This is a genomic window from Bacillus sp. OV166, assembly GCF_900177675.1.
Taxonomy (GTDB): Bacteria; Bacillota; Bacilli; order Bacillales; family Cytobacillaceae; genus Neobacillus.
The window spans coordinates 851,160-876,511 of sequence record NZ_FXWM01000001.1 but is presented as its reverse complement, the minus strand read 5'-3'; the positions used below and the strand labels follow the sequence as shown (position 1 = coordinate 876,511).

The window sequence follows — 25,352 nt, the reverse complement described above, 5'->3', positions numbered from 1 at the left end:
TTGGATGGAGAGTAAAGCTTTTGCGGGTAAACATTGGATGTAGGGCAAAGCCCAGAGTTGAATTGAATCTACTTCTGTGCAAAAAAACAAACGAGATCATATATGATCTCGTTATATCAACTAATAGAATATGTTTTAAAGTAATGTTCTCTATATTGAGATGGGGATTGTCCCATCCACTGCTTGAACAAACGGCTAAAATATTTTGTATCTTGATAGCCGATTTGACAAGAAATATCATAAATTTTTAAATCTGTCGTTCCCAACAATTCCTTCGCTTTTTCAAGCCGGCTTCTTGTCACATAGTCTAACACTGTTTCGCCAGTTTGATTTTTAAAGTATTCGCAAAAATAATTTGGATTCATATAAACATAATTGGCGATTTTCTTAATTGTAATGCTCTCGCCAAGGTTATTCTGTATCCATTCCTTTGCCTGCTGAACCGGACTGGACTGATCATATGTTAACGCTCGCATGTTCTTCATTACATTCAATACCCAATGCTTTACACTGTCCTTCAGTTGTGTAAAATTAGCTGCATGCTTTGTAAGCTGCATAGCTTCTGTCAATACATAGGGATCTTCTCCGAACCCATCATGCTCCATCCATCTATTAACGATGCGAATAGACAAATACTGCACCGCCTCTTCAATTAAAACTGGTGACGATAAAGCCGCTATTTCAGAAAAGAACTCTTGTAGCGACTTTACGATTTCTTCCTCCGCCCCTCTTTCTAAAGCATGAATGGTCTGCTCTACATGCTTATAGACAGACGATGTTATTCCTTTCGGATTTTCGTCCGAAATGGTTTTAATCAGGTCTAGCTGAAAAACTTTATTTCCACCTTGAATCATTCGAAACTGTATTAATGATAACAATTGATCCCTATAGCTTAGCAACAGTGATAGCTCTTCAAATTCACCCCCAAGCGCAATGGAAACGGTAAATGGTGTATGGCGTTGAATAGCGTTTCTTAATTGTCCAACAAAATGTTCGGTTATAGATTCAAAAGAAGTCTCCCTCTCTTGTTCTTCGTTTAGAAGAAGTAGCCAAAAATTCAACTTGCCGCTTCGCCACCACCAATTCTGTACACCAGGCACATGAAAATCATTAATTATTAATTCTGACATAATATTTTCAACAGCAAAATTCCAAGTTTCCCATTCCTCAGTGTTAAATCCTTTTGTTTTAGATAAAATTTGATCAACACTAATATAGACGAGTTGATAGTTTCCTTTCGGGAATAGACGTGTCCAATCGAGCAAAGACAAATCAGTATCGGCATTCCATGTTACTTCACTTAATAATTGAACCTGTTTTGTATATGTTAACTGTAATGCTGTCTCCTGTACCTTCTCCCATTCACGCAGCTCATTTCTCTTATTCATAATTTTCTCTTTTACTTCCTGCATTTGCACTCGAAATTGCTCTCTTTCAACTGGCTTTAAGATGTAATTGACTGCCCCCTCACGTAAGGCAGTCTGCAAATATTTGAAATCATCAAAACCACTAATAATAAGAGCAAAGAAAGAATGGGATTTCTTCAGCTCCTTTACCAAAGTTAATCCGTCCATTTCGGGCATTTGAACATCTGTAATGACAAGGTCAACCACTTCATCACAGGTAGTCATTGCTTCGTATGCTTCCTGTCCATCTGAAAATGTGCCGATGACCTCCCACTCCTCTCCGCAAGAACGGACTAACCTCTCAATCCCCCTGCGAATTCGTGCTTCATCATCAACAATAATGGTTTTAATCGTTGTCATTGTCTAGTATGTGCTCCTTTCCGTTTGCATACTGCGCTACTTGGTTTTCACCTATCATTGGGATTCGAATAACCACCTCTGTTCCTTCTTCTATTACACTATGAATTCTCAGTCCATAATCATTTCCGAACATCATGGCTACCCTTGCATGAACATTGATAATACCAAACCCGGAATCACGTTTTACCATTGGATCTGATTGCAGTAATAGATTTAATTTTTCTAGTGTCTCTTTATGGATACCAGGACCGTTATCTCGAATCACAAGCAATATATCTTCCTGTCCCGCTTCATTACGCTCTTTTATAACATCAATGTGGATTTCAATACCCTTGCGTTTTTCTAACCCATATCTAATGGCATTCTCGACAATTGGCTGTAAAACAAATTTCGGTGTATAATAGTAATCATCATCGACAATTTCTGGAATATGGAAAGAAAGTCTCTCTTCAAACCTAAAGCTTTGGATAGCCAAATAATCACGAATATGCTGGACCTCTTTTGAAATTGGGACTAATCGGTCTTTATTGCTAAGAGAAAAACGAAGCATTCTTCCAAGCAAGGTTACCATATCAACTACCATTTCCGATTCGCCTTCTTCTACCGCCATTCCAATCGTTTCTAATGTATTGTACATAAAGTGAGGATTGATCTGTGATTGCAGCGCATAGAGCTCTGCATTTTTTTGCCTGAGCTCAATATGATAATTTTTTTGAATGAGCTCCCGTATCTTTGTAATCATAGAATGAAAGCTGCGAGCGAGCATCCCTACTTCATCCTTTGAATGAATCGGAATATCTACCTGAAAATTCCCCTTCTCTACCTCTTTCATCAATCGACCTAATGTATTGATTGGTCTTGTAACAGTCCAGGCAAGAATAATGGAAATAACTGTTGTAATAACGGCGAAGATAATGAATATAAGCATAGTCACATTTCGCACAATGTCAGCTCGTTCAGTTAAATATTTCAATGGAATGCTATGGACAAGCACCCAGTCCAAATTTTTTGTTTCACTCACGCTGATCAATGTCGGTTTCCCATTCACATTAGTACGGAAGCTGCCATTTAACAACGGGTATTCGTTGATTTCCTTAAACATCGTACCGATTTTAGAAGAATCGGTATGGTATATAACTTGTCCATGTTTATTCATCATCCACATTGTCGCGTTCGCTTCATGGTCCAAATCTTTAAGTATCTTCTCAATAAACGTTACCTTAACAGCTAAAAATAAGGTTCCAAGATTTTTTCGATTATCAAAATCTATAATTTGTTTCACTAATAAAAGATAAGGAGGGTTCCCTTGAAACGTTAAGTTGATTTGGTTAGGAAGCAAAATCTGCATATTTCCCCCTAAATCAAAATCTTCCCCGTATGGGAGTGAAGCATTTTTAAAATCCAACCCTTTATATGTAGTGCGTGAACTAGCAAATAAACGGTTTTTAGACAACACAAAGGCTCCTAAAATCTCTGAATGATTGCTATTTAGATATGTTCCTGATAAAAAATTTTTTACAATGAACTGATCCTGAAGTAATGCGGACTGACTTTTATATGTATCACCTCTTAATACAGCCATCACATCATTCGAACTATAAACTAACTCCGGCAAGTTCTCCAAATCGTTAATTTCATTTTCAATATTTTCATTAGCCTGCATTAAAAGTCTTGGGACATATTCTCCGACTTGTTCTTCAATCGATTTTGTATTTTGATAATAAGCGATATAACCTAATAGAGCCATGGGAATCACAGTTAATAGAATGTAAGTAATGATTAATTTGGTCGTCAATCGAAAGTCTTTAAATTTTATAGCTTCCTGTAACTTAGAAATCATATTGATCGATATTTTCCTTCGTAAAATCAATTGGCTGTCCCATAATCACCGTATCTCCATTAACTCTTACATTTCCAATATTTGAAATTCTTTGCCCATCAAATGGCCTATTGTTTTCTAATAGATTGTTAGCTAAGCTTACTGTTAAATACCCCAGTTTTTGCGGACTCCAAAGGGTTACAACTTGTGCTGTTTCCTCCTCTAAATATGGTCTCATTAAGTTGGGAGTCGATGATCCGACTACAATAACCTTTCCTGTTTTCCTGGTATCTTTAACAGCTTGAGCCGCGGCTGGAGGATTGACAGTTGAAATAGCGATAATCCCTCTTAATTCCGGGTCATTTTTTAATAACTTTGTCGCAACCATATAAGCTTTGGAGGAATCCTCATCTGTTGCAACAATATCAATAAGTTCCATTTTCGGATAATATTCCTTCTGTTGAATTTTAACCCATTTTATCCATTCATTTAAATTGGCTGCCGTAGAAGAGCCGGTCATAATGGCATACCTTCCTTCTTCATGTATTCTCGATGCTAATGTATCCATAATATGACGTCCCAATATTTCAGAATCAACCATATTAATAAAAAGCTCCCTAAATTCACGATCCGTATCCGAGTCCCAAGTAATCACTTTTATCCCTTGGTTCTGTGCCTTCTGTAAAACAGGACCTAGCTTATGAGGATCATTAGCGGCAACCGCAATTACATTAACATGCTTTTGAATTAGACCTTCTATTATTTTTTCCTGCTGCTCCCAATCCGCAATTGGCGGTCCTATATAAAGAACATTTACTCCTAAATCTTTTCCTGCTTCCATTGCCCCTTCTTTGACGGCATTAAAATATGGAATTCCTCTAACCTTAGGAACGATCGCAATCGTGTAAGAAGCATTTTTATCGCTTTTATTATCTTGTTCCTGCTGCTTTGACCCCCCATTGTAGATAACCTCATATGACGCTGAATGAATTGAACCAAAAGAGCAACCGCTTACAAAAAACAGCAACAAAATTCCAATTGGCAGCCTGTACAGCACGTTGTTCCCTCCCACATAAATATTATGATACAAATAAATACTATTGGATGGCATAAGCATACATTCTATATTACTATCATAAAGCCCGATGCTTAAGATATCAACTGCCCTAATAGGGTTATTAAATAACTAATATTTCCAAAAAACACCGAACACAGTGTTGGGATATTGAGGTCTTCTTTAAGACGACCAAATCCCTATTACGCCTTTTGCCTTGAACGGGTGTGGCAAAAGAATAGAGTTCTTTTAAAGACAATCTACAACCATTAACTAGATATGCTGATTGGTTGCCTTAACCATTCCAATTACATCCAAGCCAATTTCAACAATGGATTGGATGAGAGGTTGTTGTGTGAACCATGTGTCCATTAACACATAATCAGCTGGTACGCCAGCTGTAAGTGCTCTTTCAATCATGTCCGGAATAATCGAAGAAGCTGCTTCTAACGCTTCTAACCGACGTTTATAGCCGGAGCTGCGTTTGTCGATATCATCAGATATTCCGTTTATTTGTGAGTTCTTCGAACTTAACAATGTGAAATCTAGCGGTATGAAAGTAAAACCGTCAGACCAACCCAAAGTGAGCATCTTGAACCCTTTATAAAAGCGTTTTGTTAGGGAGGAATGATCCATACAGCGAGCTAAAAGCTCCACTTTTTTACTTCTGTTTCGGTCAAACATGGAATCATCAATAATCAATGCCTTTGGACGATCTGGATCCGTAAGGATACTGATTTTTTGAATGGTACTCGCACTAAAGAAGGTTAAGAAGCGACGCCATGCAATTTTTGAATGGTTCATGAATCGATAGACTGAATCTTTAGCTGGAAACTGATCTCTCTTCTTTGATTGAAGAAGACTGAACCAACTTTTGCGTTGGAAAATCAAACAAAATACAAGTTGAAACAAATAGAAAGCTGAAAATCCAAATTTTTTCTTACATCCAGCATTTCGGAGATGTTTAGAAATCTCTAATTCGCGGAAAACAGAATTTAATTCTTTTGGTAGTTGATTGTTTTGATCATTATGCTCTATCATATAGGAGACACCTCTTCTGTGTGGTAGTGATTTCTCGACAATCTCACTATACCAAAGAATGAGGTGTTTTTTGTATTTTTAGAGCTTTTGTCAAGGACCAAAACTAATGTATGAGTTAACAAACTGGCTCAAGACTTCAGCCTCATTTTTCAGGTGCGAAGTTTGAGTAATTGATAGTAAAAAGAAAAAAATATGGCTTATATCCCCATTTCTGAAGAAAGGGGTTTTACGCCACTATTTGATAAATTCATCCAGTCATTTCATCAAGATGAGTCTTTGTTTAATAATGAATAGAAGAGTGTTGGCTGAGTCAACACTCTAATTAATAATAACTTGTTTAAAAAGCCTCCTAAATTGATCCCGATCTTCTGCTGTAAAAGGCTTGGGTCCCTTTGTTCGTTTTCCGCTTTTTCGAGCCATTGCACTTAAATAGCGTGTTTGTAATAATTGATCAATGTTTTCATTTGTATAGGTAAACCCTTTATGGTGAAGGACTATACATCCTTTTGCTAAACCTAGCGATGCAAGTCCATAATCTTGCGTAACAATAATATCCCCTGCTCCGGCTAACTTCATAATCCGATAATCGGCAGCATCTGCTCCTGAATCAACATAAATGATTTCCACTCCTGAAGGTTGTTCCGCATTAGAGTAATGAGAAAAGCTCGTCACAAGAATAATAGGAATTTCTGCATTTCTTCCTTCCGAAATAATAATATCTTTTACCGGACAAGCATCAGCATCCACATAAATTTTCATCTTTATCTCCCCTGTAAAAAAGTTCGAATTAATAGTGATACTATTGCTAAATTGAGCTTTTGTCAAACTATGTAAGCACAGGGAAGGTTCTGTTGCAAAGTGCCTGACCCCCAGTATGTTAACGTATTACCGCTACGCGGGCAGGCACCAAATGTCATAATATAATTCAAAAACCTTCGTCCTATATAGAACGAAGGTTTTTGAATTATTTACTTAACACCTTTTAATACACATCACGTTGATAACACCCTTGCTTCTGCATATCTTTTAGATACGCTTCTGCTGCATCGCGACTCATCGCACCTTCTTTTTCAATAATGCTGATAAGCGTTTCATGGACGTCTTTCGCCATGTATTCCTTATCTCCACAAACGTAGAAATAAGCACCTTTTTGAAGCCATTCGTACAGTTCTTTACTATGTTCAAGCATTTTATGTTGAACATAGACTTTTTGTGCTGTGTCGCGGGAGAAGGCAGAATCTAGTTTTGTCAGTACCCCATCTTGTTGATATTTTGCCAATTCATCTTGATAAAGGAAATCAGAAGCAGCATGCTGGTCTCCAAAAAATAGCCATGATCGCCCTTTTCCTTTATTCACTGTACGTTCCTGTATAAAAGAACGGAATGGCGCAATACCTGTCCCAGGTCCAACCATTATAATATCAGTATCCTGAGACTCTGGCAGATGAAAATGTTTATTTGCTTGAACAAAGATTGGGAGGGTATCTCCTTCATATACACGTTCAGCACATAAAACAGAACAAACCCCATTACGCTCGCGTCCATGAGAAGTGTAGCGCACAGCACCGATGGTTAAATGAACTTCCTCTGGATTCGCTGCAATACTGCTAGCAATCGAATAGAGGCGCGGCGTCATTTTTCTTAAGAAGGAGACGATTTCCTGAGCACTAGCTTTCCATGGACCGAATTCACGTAACATATCAAGCAAATCACGTCCATAGCAATATTCTTTCAATTGGGCTGTATTTTCAACCAAGAGAAGCTTTTGTAACGCTTCGTTTTCTGTAAATGCAGCTGCCTGCTGTAAAACCTTTTTTGAAAGTAAGGTTATTTCAAAATAGTTGTTAAGCGCTTCCTTCAATGGCAATGTCTCACCTTGCTTATTGATCGTTACAAGCGCTTCTTCGTCCCAGTGCATCTCCTCAAGAAGCGAAGCCACAAGCTCTGGATCATTTGAAGGGATAATGCCAAGGGCATCACCTGGCACATAAGATAGGCCTGATCCTTCTAGTGATAACTCAATATGCCTTGTTTCTTTACTAGAGCCTGCCCCATTGATATTAATATTTTTAAGAATTTTTGCTCGAAACGGATTTGTTCGTGAAAATGTTGTTTGAACCAGTTTGTCTTTTTGGGCATTTTGAGTGTTATCCAAAGTAATTTGCATGGTTCTTAACCTCCAAAAGTAATATAGACAATTATACATTAATTTTGGAAATCAGATGTGTATTTTTTCACAATTTTCTTACCAATTCCGAGTGAATTTACCAATAAACATTTTATAAAAACCTTTGTAGAGAAAAGCACTACGTCAAACCTCGACTTATTTTTGATCGGCATTAACCTTATGAAATCGTTAACCATTACAGATTAAGATGATAAAAAAATTACAAAAAAATCTAAAAATTCCACAAGTTAAAAAATCCGAGTATTCCGTATAATTGAGTTGTCTTAAAATGTTAACGCTTACACTTAGGGATGAGGAGGTAGAAGGTAAGTTCGATCGGTCATTTAAAAGGAGGTAGAAAATGTCTAAATCAGCTAAAAGTTTTAGAAAACTTATTTGGTCTTCACTTGTATCAAGTATTGCTGCCGTTTCCATTGTCGGCGGGGCATTCGCCGCGTCACCGAGTCCGTCTACCAATGCTGTTCCGTCAGATAACTCGTCACTGTTACCCTGGATGGATACGTCACTTGCTCCTGAGGCACGTTCGGAACTCCTACTCGACGCAATGAAACTGGACCAGAAGATCCAACAGCTTGCCGGGGCTCGCGGAGTAATTCCTGAGCTTCCGCAATGTGGTAGCCCTAGTCGGCACATCCCCGGCATTCCTGAGCTAGAGATCCCGACGTTCCGGATCACGAATGGTCCCGTCGGTCTTGGCGGCGGTGACTGCAGCCCGCAGGATAAGGCCACTGCTCTGCCAGTTGCGCTTGGGCTTGCGGCAAGTTTTGATCCTAGCCTCGCATATGACTTTGGTAACTTGATGGGTGGCGAGGCGCGCACGCTAGGCCTGCACGAGCTCGAAGCACCAGGTATCAATCTCGCACGTTTGGGCGAGAACGGTCGTAATTTCGAGTACATGGGTGAGGACCCTTACCTCGCGGGTGTTCTAGCTTCGAAAGAAATTCAGGGGATTCAAGACAACGACATCATCGCGATGTCGAAGCATTACGTGCTTAATGATCAGGAACAGAACAGAGGAACTGTTAATGTAAACATCGCCGAGAATGTACTACACGAACTCTACCTGTTGCCGTTTGAGATGTCAGTCAAAGATGGCAACGTTGGCTCAATCATGTGCTCGTACAACCGGGTGGCTGGTACCTACTCATGCGAAAATGAGTATTTGCTGAACACGGTCCTACGTGATCAGTGGGGCTTCAAGGGCTACGTCCAGTCTGACTTTGGCGCTACACATTCAACTGCACCTGCGTTAAACGCCGGCTTGGATTTAGAAATGCAAAACGCCAGGTTCTTCACAAACGTAGACATCAAGGCTGCACTTGACAACAAGAGCCTAACAATGGAAACAATCGATCAAGCACTTAATCGTCGATACGTACAAATGTTCAAATATGGCATATTCGACCGTCCCATCGTTCGAGGTATCATCGACGCTGAGACCAACGGTTCTAAATCCCGCGAAATTGCCGAGCAGACAGCCGTCTTGCTAAAGAACGAGGGTAACCTGTTGCCACTAAACTCTTCCGTACATTCAATCGCCTTAATTGGCAAGACGACATACGTCGACGCAGCCGTCGCCGGTGGTGGAGGAAGCTCACGGGTAAGTCCGCTTTACACGGTTTCACCGCTTCAGGGTTTGCAGAACACTTTAACAAAACTAGGTTCAGATGCAACCATTACCAAAGTGACTGTTGCTAATGACAATAGTAACCTCGACGCGGCTGTTGCTGCAGCGAAGGATGCCGACGTTGTCATCCTTATGGCTGGTGTCGTAACCTCAGAGGGTCGAGATCGCCCAAGTCTGTCTCTACCCGACAACCAGGATGAATTGATATCAGCCGTAACCGCAGCAAACAAGAAAACCGCACTCGTGCTCAAAGATGGCGATCCCGTTCTCATGCCTTGGGTTAACGAAGTTCCAGCAATACTTGAAGCATGGAATCCAGGCCAGGAGGACGGCAACGTTGTTGCCAATTTGTTATTCGGTCTCGTAAACCCATCCGGTAAGCTTCCGGTAACCTATCCAGTAGCAAAAGCGGACACGCCAACTAGCACCGCCGACCGCTACCCTGGAGTTAATCAGGGAGTGTTAGATAGTACTGGCAAGGAGATTCCTCAAGTGTACTATTCAGAGGGTCTAGAAATGGGTTACCGCTGGTACGACGCCAAAGGTATCAAACCTCTTTTTGCATTTGGTCATGGTTTGTCATACACCAACTTCGAGATTTCTAAGCTCGTTGTCACACCGAAGACTTCTGATGGTACCAAGCCTATTAAGGTATCGTTCTTCGTGAAGAACGCCGGAGACGTTGCCGGCGCTGAAGTGCCTCAGGTATACTTAGGTCTGCCTGAAAATGCGAACCAGCCACCTAAACGCTTAGTTGGTTTTGAGAAAATCTGGCTAGAACCAGGTGAGAAGAAGCATGTCACAATTACCATCGACCCGTTAGCGTCTAACCACCCATTGTCCATTTGGGATGCCGATGCTGACGCGTGGAAAACTCTTGAGGGTACGTACGAGGTGAAAGTCGGTAACTCTTCTGACAAGGCCACGCTGACTGATTCCATTACGGTACGTACGCCAGCGGGACATAACAAGTGAGGCTTCCATTACAATAGAGTAAAATGAAAAAGCTGTTACTCTATCTTTCGATAACTGTGATGAAATCCACAAATCATTTGATTTTTCATGAAGTGCTATGGCGATTCATTTTGGCGAAAACTATTTTTAAATAAAAGAGGGAGTTACCAAGTTATTTGGAAACTCCCTCTTTTATAATGTTGTTATTAATAGCCATTTTTTATTATATCGTTTCTAGTATGGACTCTTTAAGAATAAAAAAGAAGGATTCATAATCAAATGGGGGATATTACAAACCTCCACAAGATTGGCTCGTCCCTTTTGCTTGTTGTTTGGTTTGTTCCGCTCCTGTTTCTGTTGTAACAGACTCATATCCATAACCTGTAGAACTAATTTCCAAGCTGTCTTCTTGATTCTTGTTTGTAAGATTTTTATCATTATTGTTTGTTTCCATTGTCGCCCTCCTTCCATATGTATAAATTATCTGCAATAATTCGTTTTTTATTTAAATATTTCAACATACCTTTTGATAGCTAGATATTTAATTACTAACCCTCCATTGAAAAATAAACTCTAGTTTATCACTAGAGTTTAACGTGATCGAGCCATAACACCATGCACCAAAATATGGATCATGATTTCAATGTCTTAATCGTTTTTTCACATCATCAAATGACGGCATTCCTTGTTGTGCACCAAGCTTCTCTACAGAGAGTGAAGCTGCAGCATTGGCAAATTGAATGGCCTCTTTTAATTCGTACCCTTCACTGATTGCAAAGCCCAAAGCGCCATTAAAAGTATCACCGGCACCGGTTGTATCCACTACAGTTGTCTGATAGCCATTGACATGAACAATTTCTGAACCATTGTAGTAGGCTGCACCAGCTTCCCCTAGTGTAACGATTAATTTATTGGGATATTTCTTTAAAATTTCATGCGAATATCCCCCAAATAGTTCCACACATTCTGTTTCGTTAGGTGTAATAAAGGATGCCATATCTATCATTTCCTTCGTGCAATTAGATGCTGGCGCTGGATTTAAGAGAACAGGAACATTTTGTTGCTGACAAAGCTCAAGTACTTTCTCCACTGTTTCTGGTAGAATTTCTAACTGAACGATGACAATTGCACTTTTTGCTAAAAATTCTTTCACCTTTTCGATATCCGAAGGAAATAAACTAAAATTAGCACCTGGAACGACAATAATACGATTATCATTTTCAGATAATATGATATTTGCTACACCTGTGGATTGATCTTTTACTATATTAATATGTTCAATGCTAATACCCTCTCTAGTTAAATTCTCTTGGAGTTCTTTCCCAAATATATCCTTACCGATATTCCCAACAAAATTCACACAGCTGCCTAACCTAGCAGCTGCGACGGCTTGATTCGATCCTTTACCACCTGGAAAGGTTGAAAAGGACTTCCCTAAAAGTGTTTCTCCCTGTGTTGGATTTTTTTCACTTTCAACTACCAAGTCCATATTGATACTACCAACCACGGTAATCATTTCATCGCCACCAGTTTGATTATTTTAGTACTGTATTCATGACAATTCCTAAGAACTTTTCATAATCAGCTTCATATGCAATTTCAACCTCAGGTAAAGTATTCCATGTATGGTGATGTCTTGTATCTAATACTGTCATACCAAGTGTAAGTTCACCTTTTGTTTCAATGCCTACTTTTCCTCTCATGGTTTTAATGATGGATTCATCAATAAGAGCTCCAATCGCCATTGAATCAATTAAGACGCAATATGATTCAAAACCTCTCTTGTTAACAAACCCAATCATATTCAAGAGAAAATCTGTTTCTTGCGTTTTCGCTTCCTCTAATAACTGTAAATGCCGTTCGGTAAAATTAACGTCAAAGTGGGTGGCCACATCTAATCCAATCGCGGTTAATGACACGCCTGATTTAAATACGATATCAGCAGCTTCAGGATCTACATATACATTCCATTCACTTTGGGGATTGTCTCCCGTTGCATTCGCTGTTGAATATTTGTTCAGGCCGTACGCTCCTGCAATGGCGTAGATCCCTTTTATCATCGGGATGATTTCAGGACTTTTTAAGAAGGCCATAGCTATATTATCTTAGTCCCGTCCTAATAACTTCAAGTGTTTGTGAGCCAATATCGCATATAAATGAATTTCTAAAAATCTCAAAGGAAGAAAAATTAGTCTATTTTAAACGATTATTTTTATATAATAATAAACCTATTGGATTAAATCGCTCTTGGCTTGCTTACTCAATGGTTCCTGGAATTGTAGACAGCCCTTTAATTGGTAACCATCTCAGTAAGACACTCTTACAAAACTATAATCTATCACCCGTGTATTTAGAGAATTCATTACAATCCATTATTCCAAACGCAGCCGACATGAAGCTATTGAATGTTCAATATACCGTTCCTGCAACTTTGCTAAAGAGTGTTTCTTTCTTAATGGATCGTACTCCTCTCGAATATTCTGAAACTATCTGGTTAGGAGACAGTGTGAAATTTACCTTCAATACCAACACTATTTCAAATTAATTTGTCAAATCCATATGCGGAGTAAAGAAAAAACACTGCATTAGAATGAATCTTCTAATGCAGTGTTTTATTGTTTTCTATTGCTACTTTTCAAATACACTACGTTTTTATGGCAACACTCGCAATAGTGAAGAGTAAAAAGGCTGAGAACAAATTATATTAATGTACCATTTTTCATAATCAATTGGTTATCAATGTAGAAATCGGTTTTTTTGACGACACCATCAATATGTACCCCAGCAGAGATGGTTCCACCAAATGTGTTATTACTTCCAAACGCAACATGAATGGTTCCGAACACTTTTTCATCTTCTAAAACAACACCTGTAATTCTTGCTTTATCGTTTGTCCCGATACCAAATTCCCCTAGCAGCCTGCCGTCGCCATCTCCTAATATTTCTAATAGCTTTTCAGCCCCATTACCTTCTGCTTGGACAATCCTTCCTTCTTCAATTGTTAACAGCACTGGAGTTTCTAGTCTGCCTATACCTGCGAATGATCCATCAACAAGGATTTGACCATTTGCTGTTCCTTCGACTGGGGCAATATAGGCTTCCCCTGAAGGAAGGTTTCCAGATTCACCTGGGTTTAAATACATTCCCGTGCTCGGGATCCCATCTCGTTCTGCGATCGAGAAAGAGAGTGTGTACCCATCTTTTTCAATTCGAACTAATTCCCCGTTTGTAAGAAGTTCTGTTACACTTTCTGTTAATGCCTTAACCTTTGAGTAATCAGCTGAAATGGCACCTTCTAAAAACATATCTTCTGTAATCCCTGGCATAGTCGCAATTCTTGTTCCTGATGCGGCTGCATTCTTTCTTGCCTGGGTATGTGTTAATGAATGTTCAGTGATGCATACAACGACATCGGATTGAACCATTGCAGCTGCAATTGATGCTGGCGGCTCTTCTCCGGACTTTTTCCTTTCCTTCATAACGACAAGCATCGCTTCGGCACCTAGTAATTTACCTGCTTCGTATAAAGATTCTCCAAGCTCTTTCTTCACATCATCAGTAACAACAAGAAATAATTCATTTTCCTGTAATCCTAAACATTCCTGTAATACATTTTTACTAATCTCAACTAACTGTTCTTTCATTTTTCATCATCCTTAATTTAGATCATTTCCGATACTAATTTTGCCATAATAGCATTCGAAAGTATAACTGGAAGCCCGGTAGTATTTGCCACTAATTCTCTCGCTTCCTCGGTATACCCCATGCAATCTAGCAAAATGATATCCACACTGTTCTTAAGTACATTTGCTGCCGCTTCATAGCTGGCCATATCATTTTTGTAAGGGGACGCTACAGCAAATAATGGATCCATTCCAAAGGGTGAATATTTCGGCTTTAGATTTTCTTTTTGTTCAACTAACGGCACAATCACGCCAAAGCGGCGGTTTGCAACTAAGGCTTTTACCGTTGGAGGAATCATGTGATCAGGTTCGATTAAAAAGGATGTCTTTGTCGTTAGACCTGGGAAAACTCCCGTACAAAGGAGTAAAATCTGTTGGATTCCAATCTCCTCTAAATAATCTATTTTTTCTTGTAAAATCGGTTTAATTTTTTCACGAGACATGATAACTGATTCATTTGTCACCAGACGAGAGGTCAACACATAATCATCCGCTTCTGGATATAAATTTTGGTCAATATACTCTTTAGTCATCCCATCTAAGACACCGACCTGAACAAGTTCCGCTCGGCCATCCAAATATTTCTCAATGATTGGCGCAACATCTGTCCTTGGAGCTTGGCCAATTGTAATCATTCCTAGTTTCTCCATCACTTCACCTCAAATTTTCAAAATGAATAAAGGAGGGCAACAGCCCTCCTTCTCTACCTATTGTTGAGAAGCTTTTTGCCCCATCGTCTGTAACCTTTTCATAGAACCGTAGAGCTCTTCAATTTTTGTAAATTCGTCCTCACTATAAAGCTGACATGTCCCATTAGTTGTTTCTTTGGCTACTTCAACAGCGAAGCGAACGGCATCAGCAATATCTGTTTCATGGCTCGCACCTGTCCCACATCCTGGAACAACTGATTGTGCTGTAATGGCAACTCCAACAACAGGTGCTTCTGTTGCTACTGCCGGCTGTAGAATGGAATTAATATGATATAAGTCATTTCCATATGGTGTAATATCTTGGGTCGTTATTGGGAATGTAACAGCCAATTGACCTGTAGTCATTTCCATAATCCGCAATAAATCATCACTGACACGAAGGATATAACCTTCCTTTACAGTTGGTGAAATGGCAATTCCTTTATGGTTGATGACTCGATTGCCCTTTGTCGTATCAATCGAAATAACAGCTTCCATTTCAGGTACCACTTCATACTTATTCATTGTCAAAATATCCACTGGTGAATCCATAAAGTCAACAGGTTCATGTGGCCGTGTTGGAGCATCTGGACAAATATGCGTCGTTACAATTACATCGCCTAAAAGGGTATCACCTTTTATTTGCATTTCCGCCAATTTTAGAGCTGAAGCGACTGCCGCAATGGCACCATCAGCATCAGAAACCAATCCAATTCGGCTTGGACGAGCGCCAATTCCTCCTAGACGGCCAATGATTCCAAAGGTAGCAGCGTCCCCGCCCTGGCTTTTACCATTTGACCCCGGAATAACAATTTTAACAAAGTCTGTACTGCCCTTTTCACCAGTAACTGTTTGTACGGTAACCGTTATGTTTGAAAATTGGCTGAATAGTTCCTTTACATTTTCCCCTGTCACATAAGCACTATCTAAGGTTTCTAGCACAGTTAGTGTTTGCTTAAGTACCATTTTCCTTTTCCTCCCAATCTATTAAAAGCAATATTGTAGAATCGACTTCTTAATGACTTCTTCTACTGGTTTCATTAATTTTTCATTTCTCATCGTGCTGCTCAAGATTAAATTTTCTTTAGGAACCGAAATAACCGTAATGTATTTCCCTTTTTCCATTGCAGCTGTAACAATTGGTTCGGCGGTTTTTGCATCAAGAGTCATGATTAAATCTGGGAATGTCGCGAACCGTTCACCATTTTTTTCAATCGTCATATATTCATTCCAGAATGTTAATTCATAAGCATCATTTATGATTACTGTTCCAACATCAAAGCCGCCAGATGTTTCGAGCGTAAAATCTGTTACAATCCCTTCTGTTACGACTTTACCTCCTAATTTTCTCACCACTGCATCAATGGCTGATTCCCCGATATTACTTAACAAGGCTTCCCCAACCTCTATTGCCTGTTGAATGGCGCCTGCTGCCCCATTTGCCTTCGCATAGGCAACCGTTACAGGGTTCCTCGCAACAGCTAATAATCCCCCGGCCTCAACAGACGCTTTGCGAATCATTGTAGAAGCTTTATCAAGCGAACTGGAAATCGTTAACTCCATATAGTTAGCCCCTTTCCCGCCAACCGCCGCTTGGTGGGAAAGGTAATTGGCCTGCTCAGATAAATTCATTGATCCCATTGAACCTGTTGGATGCGCCCTGCCATTACAAGGAATATCTATAATTGGAATCCCCGTTACAGCTGATTGAAACCAGCCATTCACCGTAGTTCCTGCTCCATTTTCATTCGTGATAATCCCCTGAATGGGCTTTCCGATCTTTTGCGAAAGGAGATCTAAAGCCCTAGTATAATGAATAGGTTTTACAAATTTATCTTTTGCTGCCGGTGCACCTACCAATGACACCGTAACAAGTAAATCTTCATCTTGAAGTTCATCAACTGTATAAAGTTCTGGCTGGGCAACATCGAGTGCAAGATTGCCAATTTGAAGGCCGTCATCAATCCAGCCGCCTCCACCGCCGCCAAGAACAGCACCACCATATACGGCGTATTCCACCATTTTTTTATCTAAACTAATTTTTGCCAATCTATCTCGCCTCACTTACCTATTTTAAATACAGAGTTGAAGAAGCTGAATAATGCATCACCAGCAATAAATCCGGCAGCTAATATACTCATTGAAGTTTCCGCTTCTTTTCCCTTTGCTTTAAGCCAAATCATTCGGATCAAGATACCTGATAAAACGGCCCAACATGCATAAGGTGTTAAAATTAATAAACCTGTCGCAAATAATACCCCTAACTGACGGTTAGGACCACCGATGAATTGAATAATTGCTCCTGGAATGGCCCACATTAATAGTTTCATGGCAACATCGCCTGATGCACCCGCTTTAATTGTTGAAACATAAACCGTATCAATCGGTGGGACAAGATGTTGTGCAAAATATCCTTTATAGGTAACGATTACTGTTAATAGAGCAACGCCAAATGCAATCATTGCAGTAACATATTGTTGTTTTCTTCCAGCAATTTCAAACTCCTTATCTTGCCCATTTCCACGGAGTATATGACCTGTTTTTAAGTCATACCCCATATCAGCAAATGCAGGACCGGTTGCTGCACTAAAGCCAGCAAGTAAAGCAAGCGCTACAGGTGGAAAACCAACCATCATCCCAATAAGAAGAGTAATAAATGCCACAGCAAACGCTGGGAACCATCCAGAGTGCATCGCGGCAATCCCGACAATCAACTCATGAACGAAAGCAGCAAAGGCTGCAAAAAACAAGAATCCAATAAACATACCAGGAGACATGTCAGTCAAAAGTCCTCCCGTAATAGCAATGATTAGCGCAATCACTAAATAAAGAACAAAACCAATTCCTAACGCTTTTTTTGCCTCATTAATTGGGCGTGTTAATAACGAATCATCATCTACCGCCTCTAAAGTGGCAGCCACTTCGGATTTACTAGATTTCGCTGATTTTTTTTGCTTCCCAAAAATCAACATAGAAACCTGAATTAACGCCACGATTCCTGCACCAATCATGATTCCATGGGCAATATAAAGCTGGTTAACGTCGAATCCGAACCATGGGACAGAGTACTGACGAATCATTAATCCAATTCCGAACATAGTAAGTGCCCAAATATTACCGATAAAGGCGACACCAAATGCCGACATTGGAATATGAAGGAATGAACCTACTATACCGATGGTTGTCCCAATTCCAAGGAGTCCTGCACGCTTTCCACCCTTATCACCGGCCAGGATGGATTGAGCAGTTGCTACACCAGGCGCCCACGTTCCAGATGCTGGAAACAACTTTGAATCAAATAGCTTGTAAAGAATCCGTGCATCTACAAACATCGCTAATGCGGCACCAAGTAACATCGGAAGAATTAATTCCGTTTTTCCCATAAGATAAGGTATCCCAATTGGAATTAATAAACTATTTGCAGCACCAAATGTTGCGGATGAAATGGCTGTTTGCACTAGGTTTTGGCGATGAACCGATTTGTATTTTTTGAAAATATTGAGTGGAATTCTAGCAATCAACATGGCAATAAGAGCACCAATAATAGCTGTATTAGGTGTTACCCCAAGAGTGGTAACGATTTGCATACCGATAATGGCACCGAAAACACTTGTAACAACGGTCAGGATCAGAGCAAATGGTTCAAAAATTCGCGGATGTTTTTTTACGTCTTGTTCATTTTTCACAAAAATACCCCCTGTCTATATATTTTGTAGTTTTTCTGAAACTTCCTTGTACGCAATAATCTTTAGAAAAGTGCAAAACTCTCATTATGATTACAGTTTTTTTACCATTCCATTTCCCTCTGTGATTTGTTTCTCCCGTGTGCCAATTCTCTTTTTAAGAATAAAACCTATATGCACAGTGCTTAGGAGAATTCCTGTAAAAACGAGTCCAGCACCAAATATTTTTTTTACAGTAAGGGGATTTTGGTAAATCAAAAAATCTAATAACATTGTCATAATTGGTTGTAGGTTTAGCACAATAGATGACCTTGAAGCACCCAGATTATTCATAGCCTTATTCCACATCATTGTCGTTATACCTTGGCCAATCAACACTGACATGACAGCGAATACCCAAATTGAAATGGAATGATTCCAATCAATATCATTTCCTATTAAGATGAATGGATCAAAAATAATTGCACTAATGAAAAAGCTATAGGACGTAATAATGAATGGTGATAGACGCTTTGAGAGCAAACGGACAAAAATAAGGTTGAAGGAAAATGTTGTGGTGGCACCAAGTAATAATAAATCCCCCATACCGAAGACAAATTGTCCTTTGACAGATAATACAAAATATAATCCAATAATTGCAATGACACTTCCAAAAATCATTTGCCGAGTAATCTTCTCTTTAAGGATTACACCCGCAAGAGCTGCAGTAATCAATGGAGACATGCTGAAAATTAACGAAGCATTGGTCGCTGTTGAATATTTTAAGCCTGTAAATAAGAATATTTGATTGGCAACCAGACCAATTAAACCAGCACAACAGAAAAGCATGAATTCCTTCCGTCGCAGTCGAACAAAGGATTTAGTGATTAACCCCATCAAACAAAAGAAAATCGATATAACAGTCAAGCTAAAAGCGGATAGGAAAAAAGGAGAAAATTCTTTTAGCAGGAATTGCCTTGCAAGATAGTTCCCTGCCCAAATAAGAACACAAGTTAAAAGAATGAGATAGGATTTGGCCAAAAAATAACCTTCTTTCAAAGCAAAAACCTTATTTTAAGCATTTCGCATGGTTAAATGTGGCCGAAGCCATGATTGTCATGCATTTGAAGCCTGTTGCTTGTAAAGGGTGGATGCAATCAATCCTTCTGCTTCCACTGCATCAATGATAGGAACATCTAATTCTTGCCGCAAAAGGTCTGCTAGCCCAATAGTTGAAAAACCGGTGCAGGCAAACACAATCACTTTAGCACCTTGATCGATTAGTTTATTTACTGCTTCGACACCCCGCTCCTTGCCAGTCGGAGTTAGTAAGTCAGTAGTATTTGTTACCCCTTCTGGCTGTTGATAGCCTACAATTAAATTTCCTAATAAGTTATTTATTACAGATGGTGCGGTTTCCGTAATCCCAAGTATCCCCACTGGCTGACCAATCGCTAAAGCTGTATGTGCGGCTGCACTTCCTGCTCCAATGACCGGGATAGCTACTTCCTTCCTAAGCTCCTCGATTGCCGGATCAGCAGCACAGCTAATTGTTATAACCTTGCATCCCTCTTGCTCCAACCTTTTACCTAACTCTACAATTTTAGGGATTGCTATTTTTTCTGTTTCATCATTAAAGATTCCAAGTGGCTGATTAGGGATACATTTATTGACTGTTGAGATTCCGTAACATTCGGAAATTACTTTTCCATGCTGTTCAAGAATTTCTTCTTCCTCCGTAGTAAAAACCCTTATGACACCAATCATTTATTGATCTCCTTTCTAAAATACCCTTTTTCATTATTCAGAAAAAATTGAAAGTAATGAATGTTAAAAGTTTAATGTACATTTAACAAGATGAACACGTCCCCTGAAACCAAAAATAAAAAGGGTATGTTGTGCTCCCAGCACAACATACCCTTTTTATTCATTATTTTTGAATATGTGGTAAGAAATACAAAAGAAATAAACCATTCTTTCTTGGCTATTTTCCATGTGGATGTCAAATAACTCCCGAATTTTATCCATTCGGTATTTAACTGAATTTCTGTGTAAAAACAAATGTTTTGCTGTTTCTAATAAACTGCCGCGTGTATAAATATAATAATATAATGTTTTTACAAAGTCTGTTCCATTCTCCTGATCATATTGATTAAGCTTTCCTATCTTTTTTTCTACAAATTTGTCTATTTCCACTGATTCGGAAACTGCCATTAATAAATCAAACATTTCTATTTCTTGAAAGGTAAAAATCTTTTTTTGATTATCTAACCTCATACCAAAAATGACTGCTTTTTTAGCTTCTATATAACTTTGCTGTACTTCCCATAATGGAACTTTGTCCCCAAATCCAATTCGAATCCCACTCCAATCATGAATAAAGGGTATCAATTTTTCTCTCCAATTAAAGGTGTCTATCTTCGGGGTCTCAGCTGGTATTTCTTGGCTTGGTGATCCAAGCAATAAAACTAATCTTTCACCTATCCAATGGATAAGTGATTTAATATGATGCTTTTGAGATTCTTCGGCTATTAAATGATTTAATTTATCGATCTGTCGGGACATCTCCTCATCATCACCTTCTATAATGGCGACTTCCCAAACTGCCTCTGGTTTTAATCCTAATTGACTCCCTTTATTCAAAATCTCCTGTTTCGATAGTGGCAATCCGGATAACAGCTCATCAACAAAATTGCCGCGCAGTTTTTTTTCCGTATCCACTGCTGTCTTTCTCCTCATTAATTCTAACGAAAACACGAGCCGTGCCTGTTCAATACAAACCTGGTCTAACTCATCTAAATTCTCCTTGTCAACAATCAGCTTTCCTACCATCTCCTTGTCCACCCTTATCTCCCAATAGCGCGGATTTGGTGAAGAATGATAATGGGCATTGGACGGTGAGGCGACGATTGTTTCCCCCGTCTTATCTATAAGCCAAATGGGTGATTTTAATAATAGAGAAACATTATCGGCCACAGCTTGAATACCGCTATTCTCAAGAACTAAAGTGGTCAATTTCTTATATATTTCTTCGGATTTTCTGAGTAAGGAGGATTGCTTATTGATTATTTGTTCCATAATTGAATGGGTAATATCAATGTATGGTATTCCTTTAGGCAGCTGTATTATGGGTAAATCAAAGGTATTACTCATTTGAATCATTGCTTTAGGCATTTCATGTAGAAATCTTTCTGGTTTAATCGCTAATGCCGCAGCATTGGCCTCTGCCAATTGTTTCACTAATTTTGGAAGTAAGGCCGGCTCGTGACGAATGGAATAAGCTGTCGTAAGGAGTAACTCTCCTTCCCTCAACCAGCCAGTAACGTCCGGCACTTCCATTATATCTATGTATCGGACTACTCGATCTAGTCCCTTTTCTCCACTAATTACCTTGGCATCTTTTAACACTGGAAGGTCAAGTAACTCACGTAATGTAATCCCAGCTGGATTCATCTTATTCACCTATTCCATTATTTAATTTACATAGTCATTAAAAAATATTCTATATGACCTTCTTATGACTGTACATTATAATTTCTAAAGTAGACAAAATTTCAGTTATCCCAGAATTTTTAATAGATTTTGTCGAAAAAGGCAAACAGTACCATTCACAGTGTGCCAAAAAAATAGCCCTTTATTCCAAGGGCTCACTTGCATTCATATCCAGATTTTTTCATGAGGTAAAACCTTCCAATTTTATTTGAATTCTTTCATTATTGATAGAGGCATTATTTTTTAACTTTAATAGTTTACCAATGAATGAGTTTGCTAATCAGAATATACGACAATTTTTTTTCATTTTTCTTATTGCTATTTATTTTAGATGCTGATAATATAAAAAGTGCGTAATTTGGAAAGCGAATATTCAATATGTCTGGATCTTTCCAAGCAGATAACTTTTGACCACTTCCTCAAAGAAGTTAAGGCCATACGGACAGCCGGGTCAAATGCCGAATGGCAACTTTAGTTGCCTTATTGATTGAGTTAAAAGCTCAAATTTTATAAGTTGGTTACTTTACAACCAGTGCATATGCACACAACTTGTGAAACGGTCAATAAGAGTGGTAAAAGTGATTATTTGCTATATAGACTCTGATCCTATTATGATATATTTTGAATATTATAGAGCTTCCTTACAAATGTCCTCGGACCTTTTTGGTAAAAGTATACATATGATTTTCATTACGGTATACTTATGCTTTTTTAATATTGATGATTATATCGAAAGCAAGTGTTGTGCGCGATTATGCGCTTTGCACTTGCTTTTTTTGTTGCGTTTCGACAGTTTTTTAGGGGTTATGACAATAATTATTATCGTTCAGACCATAGATATATTGTTATAGAACTCCTCTTTGCACGGTCAAAAGTCTATTAAGTTAGGAGATAAGAAAATGGGAAAAGCGCTTATTATTGGTTGTGGTGGAGTGGCATCAGTAGCCATCCATAAATGTGTTCAAAACAGTGAGGTATTCGAAGAGATTTGTATCGCAAGTCGGACAAAATCAAAATGTGATGACTTAAAAGCCAAACTAGATGGCGGCAAAACGAAAATTACAACTGCACAGGTTGATGCAAACAATGTTGATGAGTTGATTGCTTTAATTGAAGAAGTAAAACCAGATATCGTGATGAACTTAGCATTACCGTATCAGGATTTAACGATCATGGATGCTTGTCTGGCAACAAAAACAAACTATATGGATACAGCAAATTATGAGCCAGAAGATACGGCGAAATTTGAATACAAATGGCAATGGGACTATCGCGAACGTTTTGAAAAGGCTGGTATTACGGCTCTTTTAGGAAGCGGCTTTGACCCTGGTGTAACAGGGGTATTCTCTGCCCATGCGCTTAAACATCACTTTGATGAAATTGAATACATCGACATCCTTGACTGTAATGGCGGGGATCATGGCTATCCTTTCGCGACTAATTTCAATCCTGAAATCAATATCCGTGAGGTTTCTGCAAACGGAAGATATTGGGAAAACGGTGAGTGGATCGAAACCGAGCCAATGGAAATCAAACGCGTTTATAACTTCCCTGAAGTTGGCGAGAAAGATATGTACTTGCTTTACCATGAAGAACTTGAATCTCTTGCTGTAAACATCCCAGGCATTAAGCGGATCCGCTTCTTCATGACATTTGGCCAAAGCTACATTACTCACCTAAAATGTCTTGAGAATGTAGGCATGACTTCCATTGAGCCAATTGAATACGAAGGAAAACAAATCATTCCACTTCAATTCTTAAAGGCTATGTTACCAGATCCAGCTTCACTTGGACCTCGTACAGTTGGCAAAACAAATATCGGCTGTATCTTTAGAGGTAAAAAGGATGGAAAAGAGAAATCTTATTACGTTTACAATGTTTGTGATCACCAAGAATGCTATAAAGAAGTCGGTTCTCAAGCAATTTCTTATACAACAGGTGTTCCTGCGATGATCGGTGCGATGATGTTAATGACTGGAAAATGGAATAAACCAGGCGTATTCAATATCGAAGAATTTGATCCAGATCCATTTATGGATGCATTGAACACGTGGGGACTTCCATGGCAAGAAGACTTATATCCAGAGCTAGTAGATTCTGAGCCTCTTAAGGTAAAAGAGCCGGAGCTTGTTCGTTAAGATGCGGTTTGAGGAATTACCAACACCCTGTTATGTAGTCGATGAAGGTCTTGTCGAGAAAAATCTAAAAATCCTGAACGGAGTCATGGAACGGACAGGAGCTAAGATTGTTTTGGCGCAAAAAGCATTTTCTATGACAGCCATGTATCCCCTCATTGGAAAGTATTTAAGTGGTACAACAGCCAGCGGCTTGTACGAGGCTCGTCTAGGTTACGAAGAAATGGGCAAAGAGAATCATGTCTTTGCCCCTGCCTATCGTGAAGATGAAATCGATGAAATTGTATCCATTTCCGACCATATTATCTTTAATTCCTTCTCACAGCTGGAAAAATTTAAAGATAAAGCCCTTCAAGCTGGTTGTAAAGTAGGATTGCGCATCAATCCTGAATGCTCTACACAAATTGGACACGCCATCTATGACCCATGTTCACCGGGTTCTAGGTTTGGTGTAACAAAAAAGCATTTTCGTCCTGATTTGCTTGATGGCGTTTCAGGGCTGCATTTTCACACACTTTGTCAGCAAAACTCGGACGACTTAGAAACCACTCTTCATGCAGTGGAAGAAAAGTTTGGTGAATGGCTCCCGCAAATGGAATGGATCAACTTTGGCGGCGGTCATCATATTACTAGAGAAGATTATGATATTCCGAGACTAGAAGCGTGTATTAAGAGAATGCAAGATAACTACGGTTTAGAAGTCTATCTTGAGCCGGGAGAAGCGATTGCTCTCAATGCAGGTTACTTGATAACGTCTGTTCTTGATCTCCATCAAAACGGATTGGAGATTGCGATTCTTGACACTTCTGCCACCTGCCATATGCCTGATGTATTGGAAATGCCTTATCGTCCCCCGCTTTTTGAATCTGGGGAAGCTGGCGAGAAGCCATTTACTTATCGACTTGGCGGGCAAACCTGCCTGACAGGCGATGTTATCGGAGATTATTCTTTTGATCAGCCATTAAAGAGCGGTGACCGCTTAGTTTTCGGTGATATGGCGATCTATACGATGGTCAAAAATACCACTTTTAACGGCATGCCATTACCGGCCATCGCTATTCATGATAAAGATGGAGATTGTCGTGTCGTGCGTGAATTTGGCTATCAAGATTTTAAGATGCGACTAGCTTAAAAGACTATTATCTATGAAGAGTAGCACGAGTACGAAGTTGTAGCTGCTACTCCTTCCTGAATATCTATTGAAAAACCAGATTCTGAAAGATGAGTCTGGTTTTTATCAAA

21 protein-coding genes are annotated in these 25,352 nt (G+C 39.2%); 4 read left to right on the top strand and 17 right to left on the bottom strand.

Features of this window, described 5'->3' with window-relative positions; all coding sequences use genetic code 11:
* Positions 1-116 precede the first annotated feature (116 nt).
* The 6 genes from CCK98_RS04085 to CCK98_RS04060 all read right to left on the bottom strand — a co-directional run bounded on the left by CCK98_RS04085 (position 117) and on the right by CCK98_RS04060 (position 7,847).
* The gene (locus CCK98_RS04085) at positions 117-1,766 is read right to left on the bottom strand and encodes a response regulator (RefSeq protein ID WP_088085402.1); all 1,650 of its coding nucleotides are present in this window, start codon (positions 1,764-1,766) and stop codon (positions 117-119) included.
* Positions 1,753-3,606 carry a sensor histidine kinase gene (locus tag CCK98_RS04080; RefSeq protein WP_088085401.1) on the bottom strand — a complete coding sequence of 618 codons (1,854 nt, stop codon included), beginning with the start codon at positions 3,604-3,606 and terminating at the stop codon, positions 1,753-1,755. The genes CCK98_RS04085 and CCK98_RS04080 overlap by 14 nt, the downstream gene beginning before the upstream one ends.
* Positions 3,596-4,642: an autoinducer 2 ABC transporter substrate-binding protein gene (locus CCK98_RS04075; protein ID WP_256942252.1), complete on the bottom strand. Its 1,047-nt coding sequence runs from the start codon at positions 4,640-4,642 to the stop codon at positions 3,596-3,598. The genes CCK98_RS04080 and CCK98_RS04075 overlap by 11 nt, the downstream gene beginning before the upstream one ends.
* A gap of 270 nt (positions 4,643-4,912) precedes the next feature.
* Entirely contained in the window at positions 4,913-5,680 is a 768-nt protein-coding gene (locus CCK98_RS04070; RefSeq protein WP_306298915.1) for a transposase, read from the bottom strand.
* Between the two features lie 318 nt (positions 5,681-5,998).
* On the bottom strand, positions 5,999-6,439 hold the full coding sequence (locus CCK98_RS04065; RefSeq protein ID WP_088085399.1) for a YaiI/YqxD family protein: 441 nt from the start codon (positions 6,437-6,439) through the stop codon (positions 5,999-6,001).
* A gap of 223 nt (positions 6,440-6,662) precedes the next feature.
* On the bottom strand, positions 6,663-7,847 hold the full coding sequence (locus CCK98_RS04060) for a sulfite reductase subunit alpha (RefSeq protein WP_088085398.1): 1,185 nt from the start codon (positions 7,845-7,847) through the stop codon (positions 6,663-6,665).
* 361 nt (positions 7,848-8,208) lie between these two features.
* On the opposite strand from CCK98_RS04060, the gene CCK98_RS04055 reads away from it, so the two are divergent.
* On the top strand, positions 8,209-10,470 hold the full coding sequence (locus CCK98_RS04055) for a beta-glucosidase (protein ID WP_218780144.1): 2,262 nt from the start codon (positions 8,209-8,211) through the stop codon (positions 10,468-10,470).
* Positions 10,471-10,738: 268 nt separating this feature from the next.
* On the opposite strand, the gene CCK98_RS35115 is transcribed toward CCK98_RS04055, so the two are convergent.
* The 3 genes from CCK98_RS35115 to CCK98_RS04045 all read right to left on the bottom strand — a co-directional run bounded on the left by CCK98_RS35115 (position 10,739) and on the right by CCK98_RS04045 (position 12,542).
* On the bottom strand, positions 10,739-10,903 hold the full coding sequence (locus tag CCK98_RS35115) for a hypothetical protein (RefSeq protein WP_179195704.1): 165 nt from the start codon (positions 10,901-10,903) through the stop codon (positions 10,739-10,741).
* A gap of 186 nt (positions 10,904-11,089) precedes the next feature.
* Complete coding sequence (rbsK, locus tag CCK98_RS04050; RefSeq protein WP_088085397.1) at positions 11,090-11,965, bottom strand: ribokinase; 876 nt, start codon at positions 11,963-11,965, stop codon at positions 11,090-11,092.
* A gap of 19 nt (positions 11,966-11,984) precedes the next feature.
* On the bottom strand, positions 11,985-12,542 hold the full coding sequence (locus CCK98_RS04045; protein WP_088085396.1) for a nucleoside hydrolase: 558 nt from the start codon (positions 12,540-12,542) through the stop codon (positions 11,985-11,987).
* Positions 12,543-12,568: 26 nt separating this feature from the next.
* Between CCK98_RS04045 and CCK98_RS36945 the strand changes: the two genes are divergently transcribed.
* On the top strand, positions 12,569-12,994 hold the full coding sequence (locus CCK98_RS36945; protein ID WP_088085395.1) for a UTRA domain-containing protein: 426 nt from the start codon (positions 12,569-12,571) through the stop codon (positions 12,992-12,994).
* Positions 12,995-13,148: 154 nt separating this feature from the next.
* On the opposite strand, the gene CCK98_RS04035 is transcribed toward CCK98_RS36945, so the two are convergent.
* From CCK98_RS04035 to CCK98_RS04000, 8 genes are all read right to left on the bottom strand, one after another.
* On the bottom strand, positions 13,149-14,093 hold the full coding sequence (locus tag CCK98_RS04035; protein WP_088085394.1) for an aminopeptidase: 945 nt from the start codon (positions 14,091-14,093) through the stop codon (positions 13,149-13,151).
* 17 nt (positions 14,094-14,110) lie between these two features.
* Complete coding sequence (locus CCK98_RS04030) at positions 14,111-14,782, bottom strand: AroM family protein (RefSeq protein ID WP_088085393.1); 672 nt, start codon at positions 14,780-14,782, stop codon at positions 14,111-14,113.
* A 57-nt stretch (positions 14,783-14,839) separates the two neighbouring features.
* Positions 14,840-15,787 (bottom strand): DUF1177 domain-containing protein, encoded by a 948-nt coding sequence (locus CCK98_RS04025; protein ID WP_088085392.1) that lies wholly within the window; start codon positions 15,785-15,787, stop codon positions 14,840-14,842.
* A gap of 21 nt (positions 15,788-15,808) precedes the next feature.
* Positions 15,809-16,870 carry a DUF917 family protein gene (locus CCK98_RS04020; protein WP_088085391.1) on the bottom strand — a complete coding sequence of 354 codons (1,062 nt, stop codon included), beginning with the start codon at positions 16,868-16,870 and terminating at the stop codon, positions 15,809-15,811.
* Between the two features lie 11 nt (positions 16,871-16,881).
* A complete protein-coding gene (locus CCK98_RS04015) occupies positions 16,882-18,507 on the bottom strand; it encodes an OPT/YSL family transporter (RefSeq protein WP_142292122.1) in 1,626 nt (541 codons plus the stop codon).
* A gap of 90 nt (positions 18,508-18,597) precedes the next feature.
* The gene (locus CCK98_RS04010) at positions 18,598-19,524 is read right to left on the bottom strand and encodes a DMT family transporter (RefSeq protein ID WP_179195703.1); all 927 of its coding nucleotides are present in this window, start codon (positions 19,522-19,524) and stop codon (positions 18,598-18,600) included.
* Positions 19,525-19,599: 75 nt separating this feature from the next.
* Positions 19,600-20,250, bottom strand: coding sequence for an aspartate/glutamate racemase family protein (locus tag CCK98_RS04005; RefSeq protein WP_088085389.1), 651 nt, complete (start codon positions 20,248-20,250; stop codon positions 19,600-19,602).
* Between the two features lie 156 nt (positions 20,251-20,406).
* On the bottom strand, positions 20,407-21,936 hold the full coding sequence (locus CCK98_RS04000; protein ID WP_088085388.1) for a PucR family transcriptional regulator: 1,530 nt from the start codon (positions 21,934-21,936) through the stop codon (positions 20,407-20,409).
* A gap of 938 nt (positions 21,937-22,874) precedes the next feature.
* Between CCK98_RS04000 and CCK98_RS03995 the strand changes: the two genes are divergently transcribed.
* Positions 22,875-24,113 carry a saccharopine dehydrogenase family protein gene (locus CCK98_RS03995; RefSeq protein ID WP_088085387.1) on the top strand — a complete coding sequence of 413 codons (1,239 nt, stop codon included), beginning with the start codon at positions 22,875-22,877 and terminating at the stop codon, positions 24,111-24,113.
* Position 24,114: 1 nt separating this feature from the next.
* On the top strand, positions 24,115-25,242 hold the full coding sequence (gene nspC / locus CCK98_RS03990; RefSeq protein ID WP_088085386.1) for a carboxynorspermidine decarboxylase: 1,128 nt from the start codon (positions 24,115-24,117) through the stop codon (positions 25,240-25,242).
* The last annotated feature ends 110 nt before the right edge of the window (positions 25,243-25,352 follow it).

Bases quoted from the DNA above. Each gene is read 5' to 3' on its own strand.
- CCK98_RS04085 (WP_088085402.1), bottom strand. From the start codon at position 1,766: ATGACAACGATTAAAACCATTATTGTTGATGATGAAGCACGAATTCGC.
- CCK98_RS04080 (WP_088085401.1), bottom strand. From the start codon at position 3,606: ATGATTTCTAAGTTACAGGAAGCTATAAAATTTAAAGACTTTCGATTG.
- CCK98_RS04070 (WP_306298915.1), bottom strand. From the start codon at position 5,680: ATGATAGAGCATAATGATCAAAACAATCAACTACCAAAAGAATTAAAT.
- CCK98_RS04065 (WP_088085399.1), bottom strand. From the start codon at position 6,439: ATGAAAATTTATGTGGATGCTGATGCTTGTCCGGTAAAAGATATTATT.
- CCK98_RS04060 (WP_088085398.1), bottom strand. From the start codon at position 7,847: ATGCAAATTACTTTGGATAACACTCAAAATGCCCAAAAAGACAAACTG.
- CCK98_RS04055 (WP_218780144.1), top strand. From the start codon at position 8,209: ATGTCTAAATCAGCTAAAAGTTTTAGAAAACTTATTTGGTCTTCACTT.
- CCK98_RS35115 (WP_179195704.1), bottom strand. From the start codon at position 10,903: ATGGAAACAAACAATAATGATAAAAATCTTACAAACAAGAATCAAGAA.
- rbsK (WP_088085397.1), bottom strand. From the start codon at position 11,965: ATGATTACCGTGGTTGGTAGTATCAATATGGACTTGGTAGTTGAAAGT.
- CCK98_RS04045 (WP_088085396.1), bottom strand. From the start codon at position 12,542: ATGGCCTTCTTAAAAAGTCCTGAAATCATCCCGATGATAAAAGGGATC.
- CCK98_RS04035 (WP_088085394.1), bottom strand. From the start codon at position 14,093: ATGAAAGAACAGTTAGTTGAGATTAGTAAAAATGTATTACAGGAATGT.
- CCK98_RS04030 (WP_088085393.1), bottom strand. From the start codon at position 14,782: ATGGAGAAACTAGGAATGATTACAATTGGCCAAGCTCCAAGGACAGAT.
- CCK98_RS04025 (WP_088085392.1), bottom strand. From the start codon at position 15,787: ATGGTACTTAAGCAAACACTAACTGTGCTAGAAACCTTAGATAGTGCT.
- CCK98_RS04005 (WP_088085389.1), bottom strand. From the start codon at position 20,250: ATGATTGGTGTCATAAGGGTTTTTACTACGGAGGAAGAAGAAATTCTT.
- CCK98_RS04000 (WP_088085388.1), bottom strand. From the start codon at position 21,936: ATGAATCCAGCTGGGATTACATTACGTGAGTTACTTGACCTTCCAGTG.
- CCK98_RS03995 (WP_088085387.1), top strand. From the start codon at position 22,875: ATGGGAAAAGCGCTTATTATTGGTTGTGGTGGAGTGGCATCAGTAGCC.
- nspC (WP_088085386.1), top strand. From the start codon at position 24,115: ATGCGGTTTGAGGAATTACCAACACCCTGTTATGTAGTCGATGAAGGT.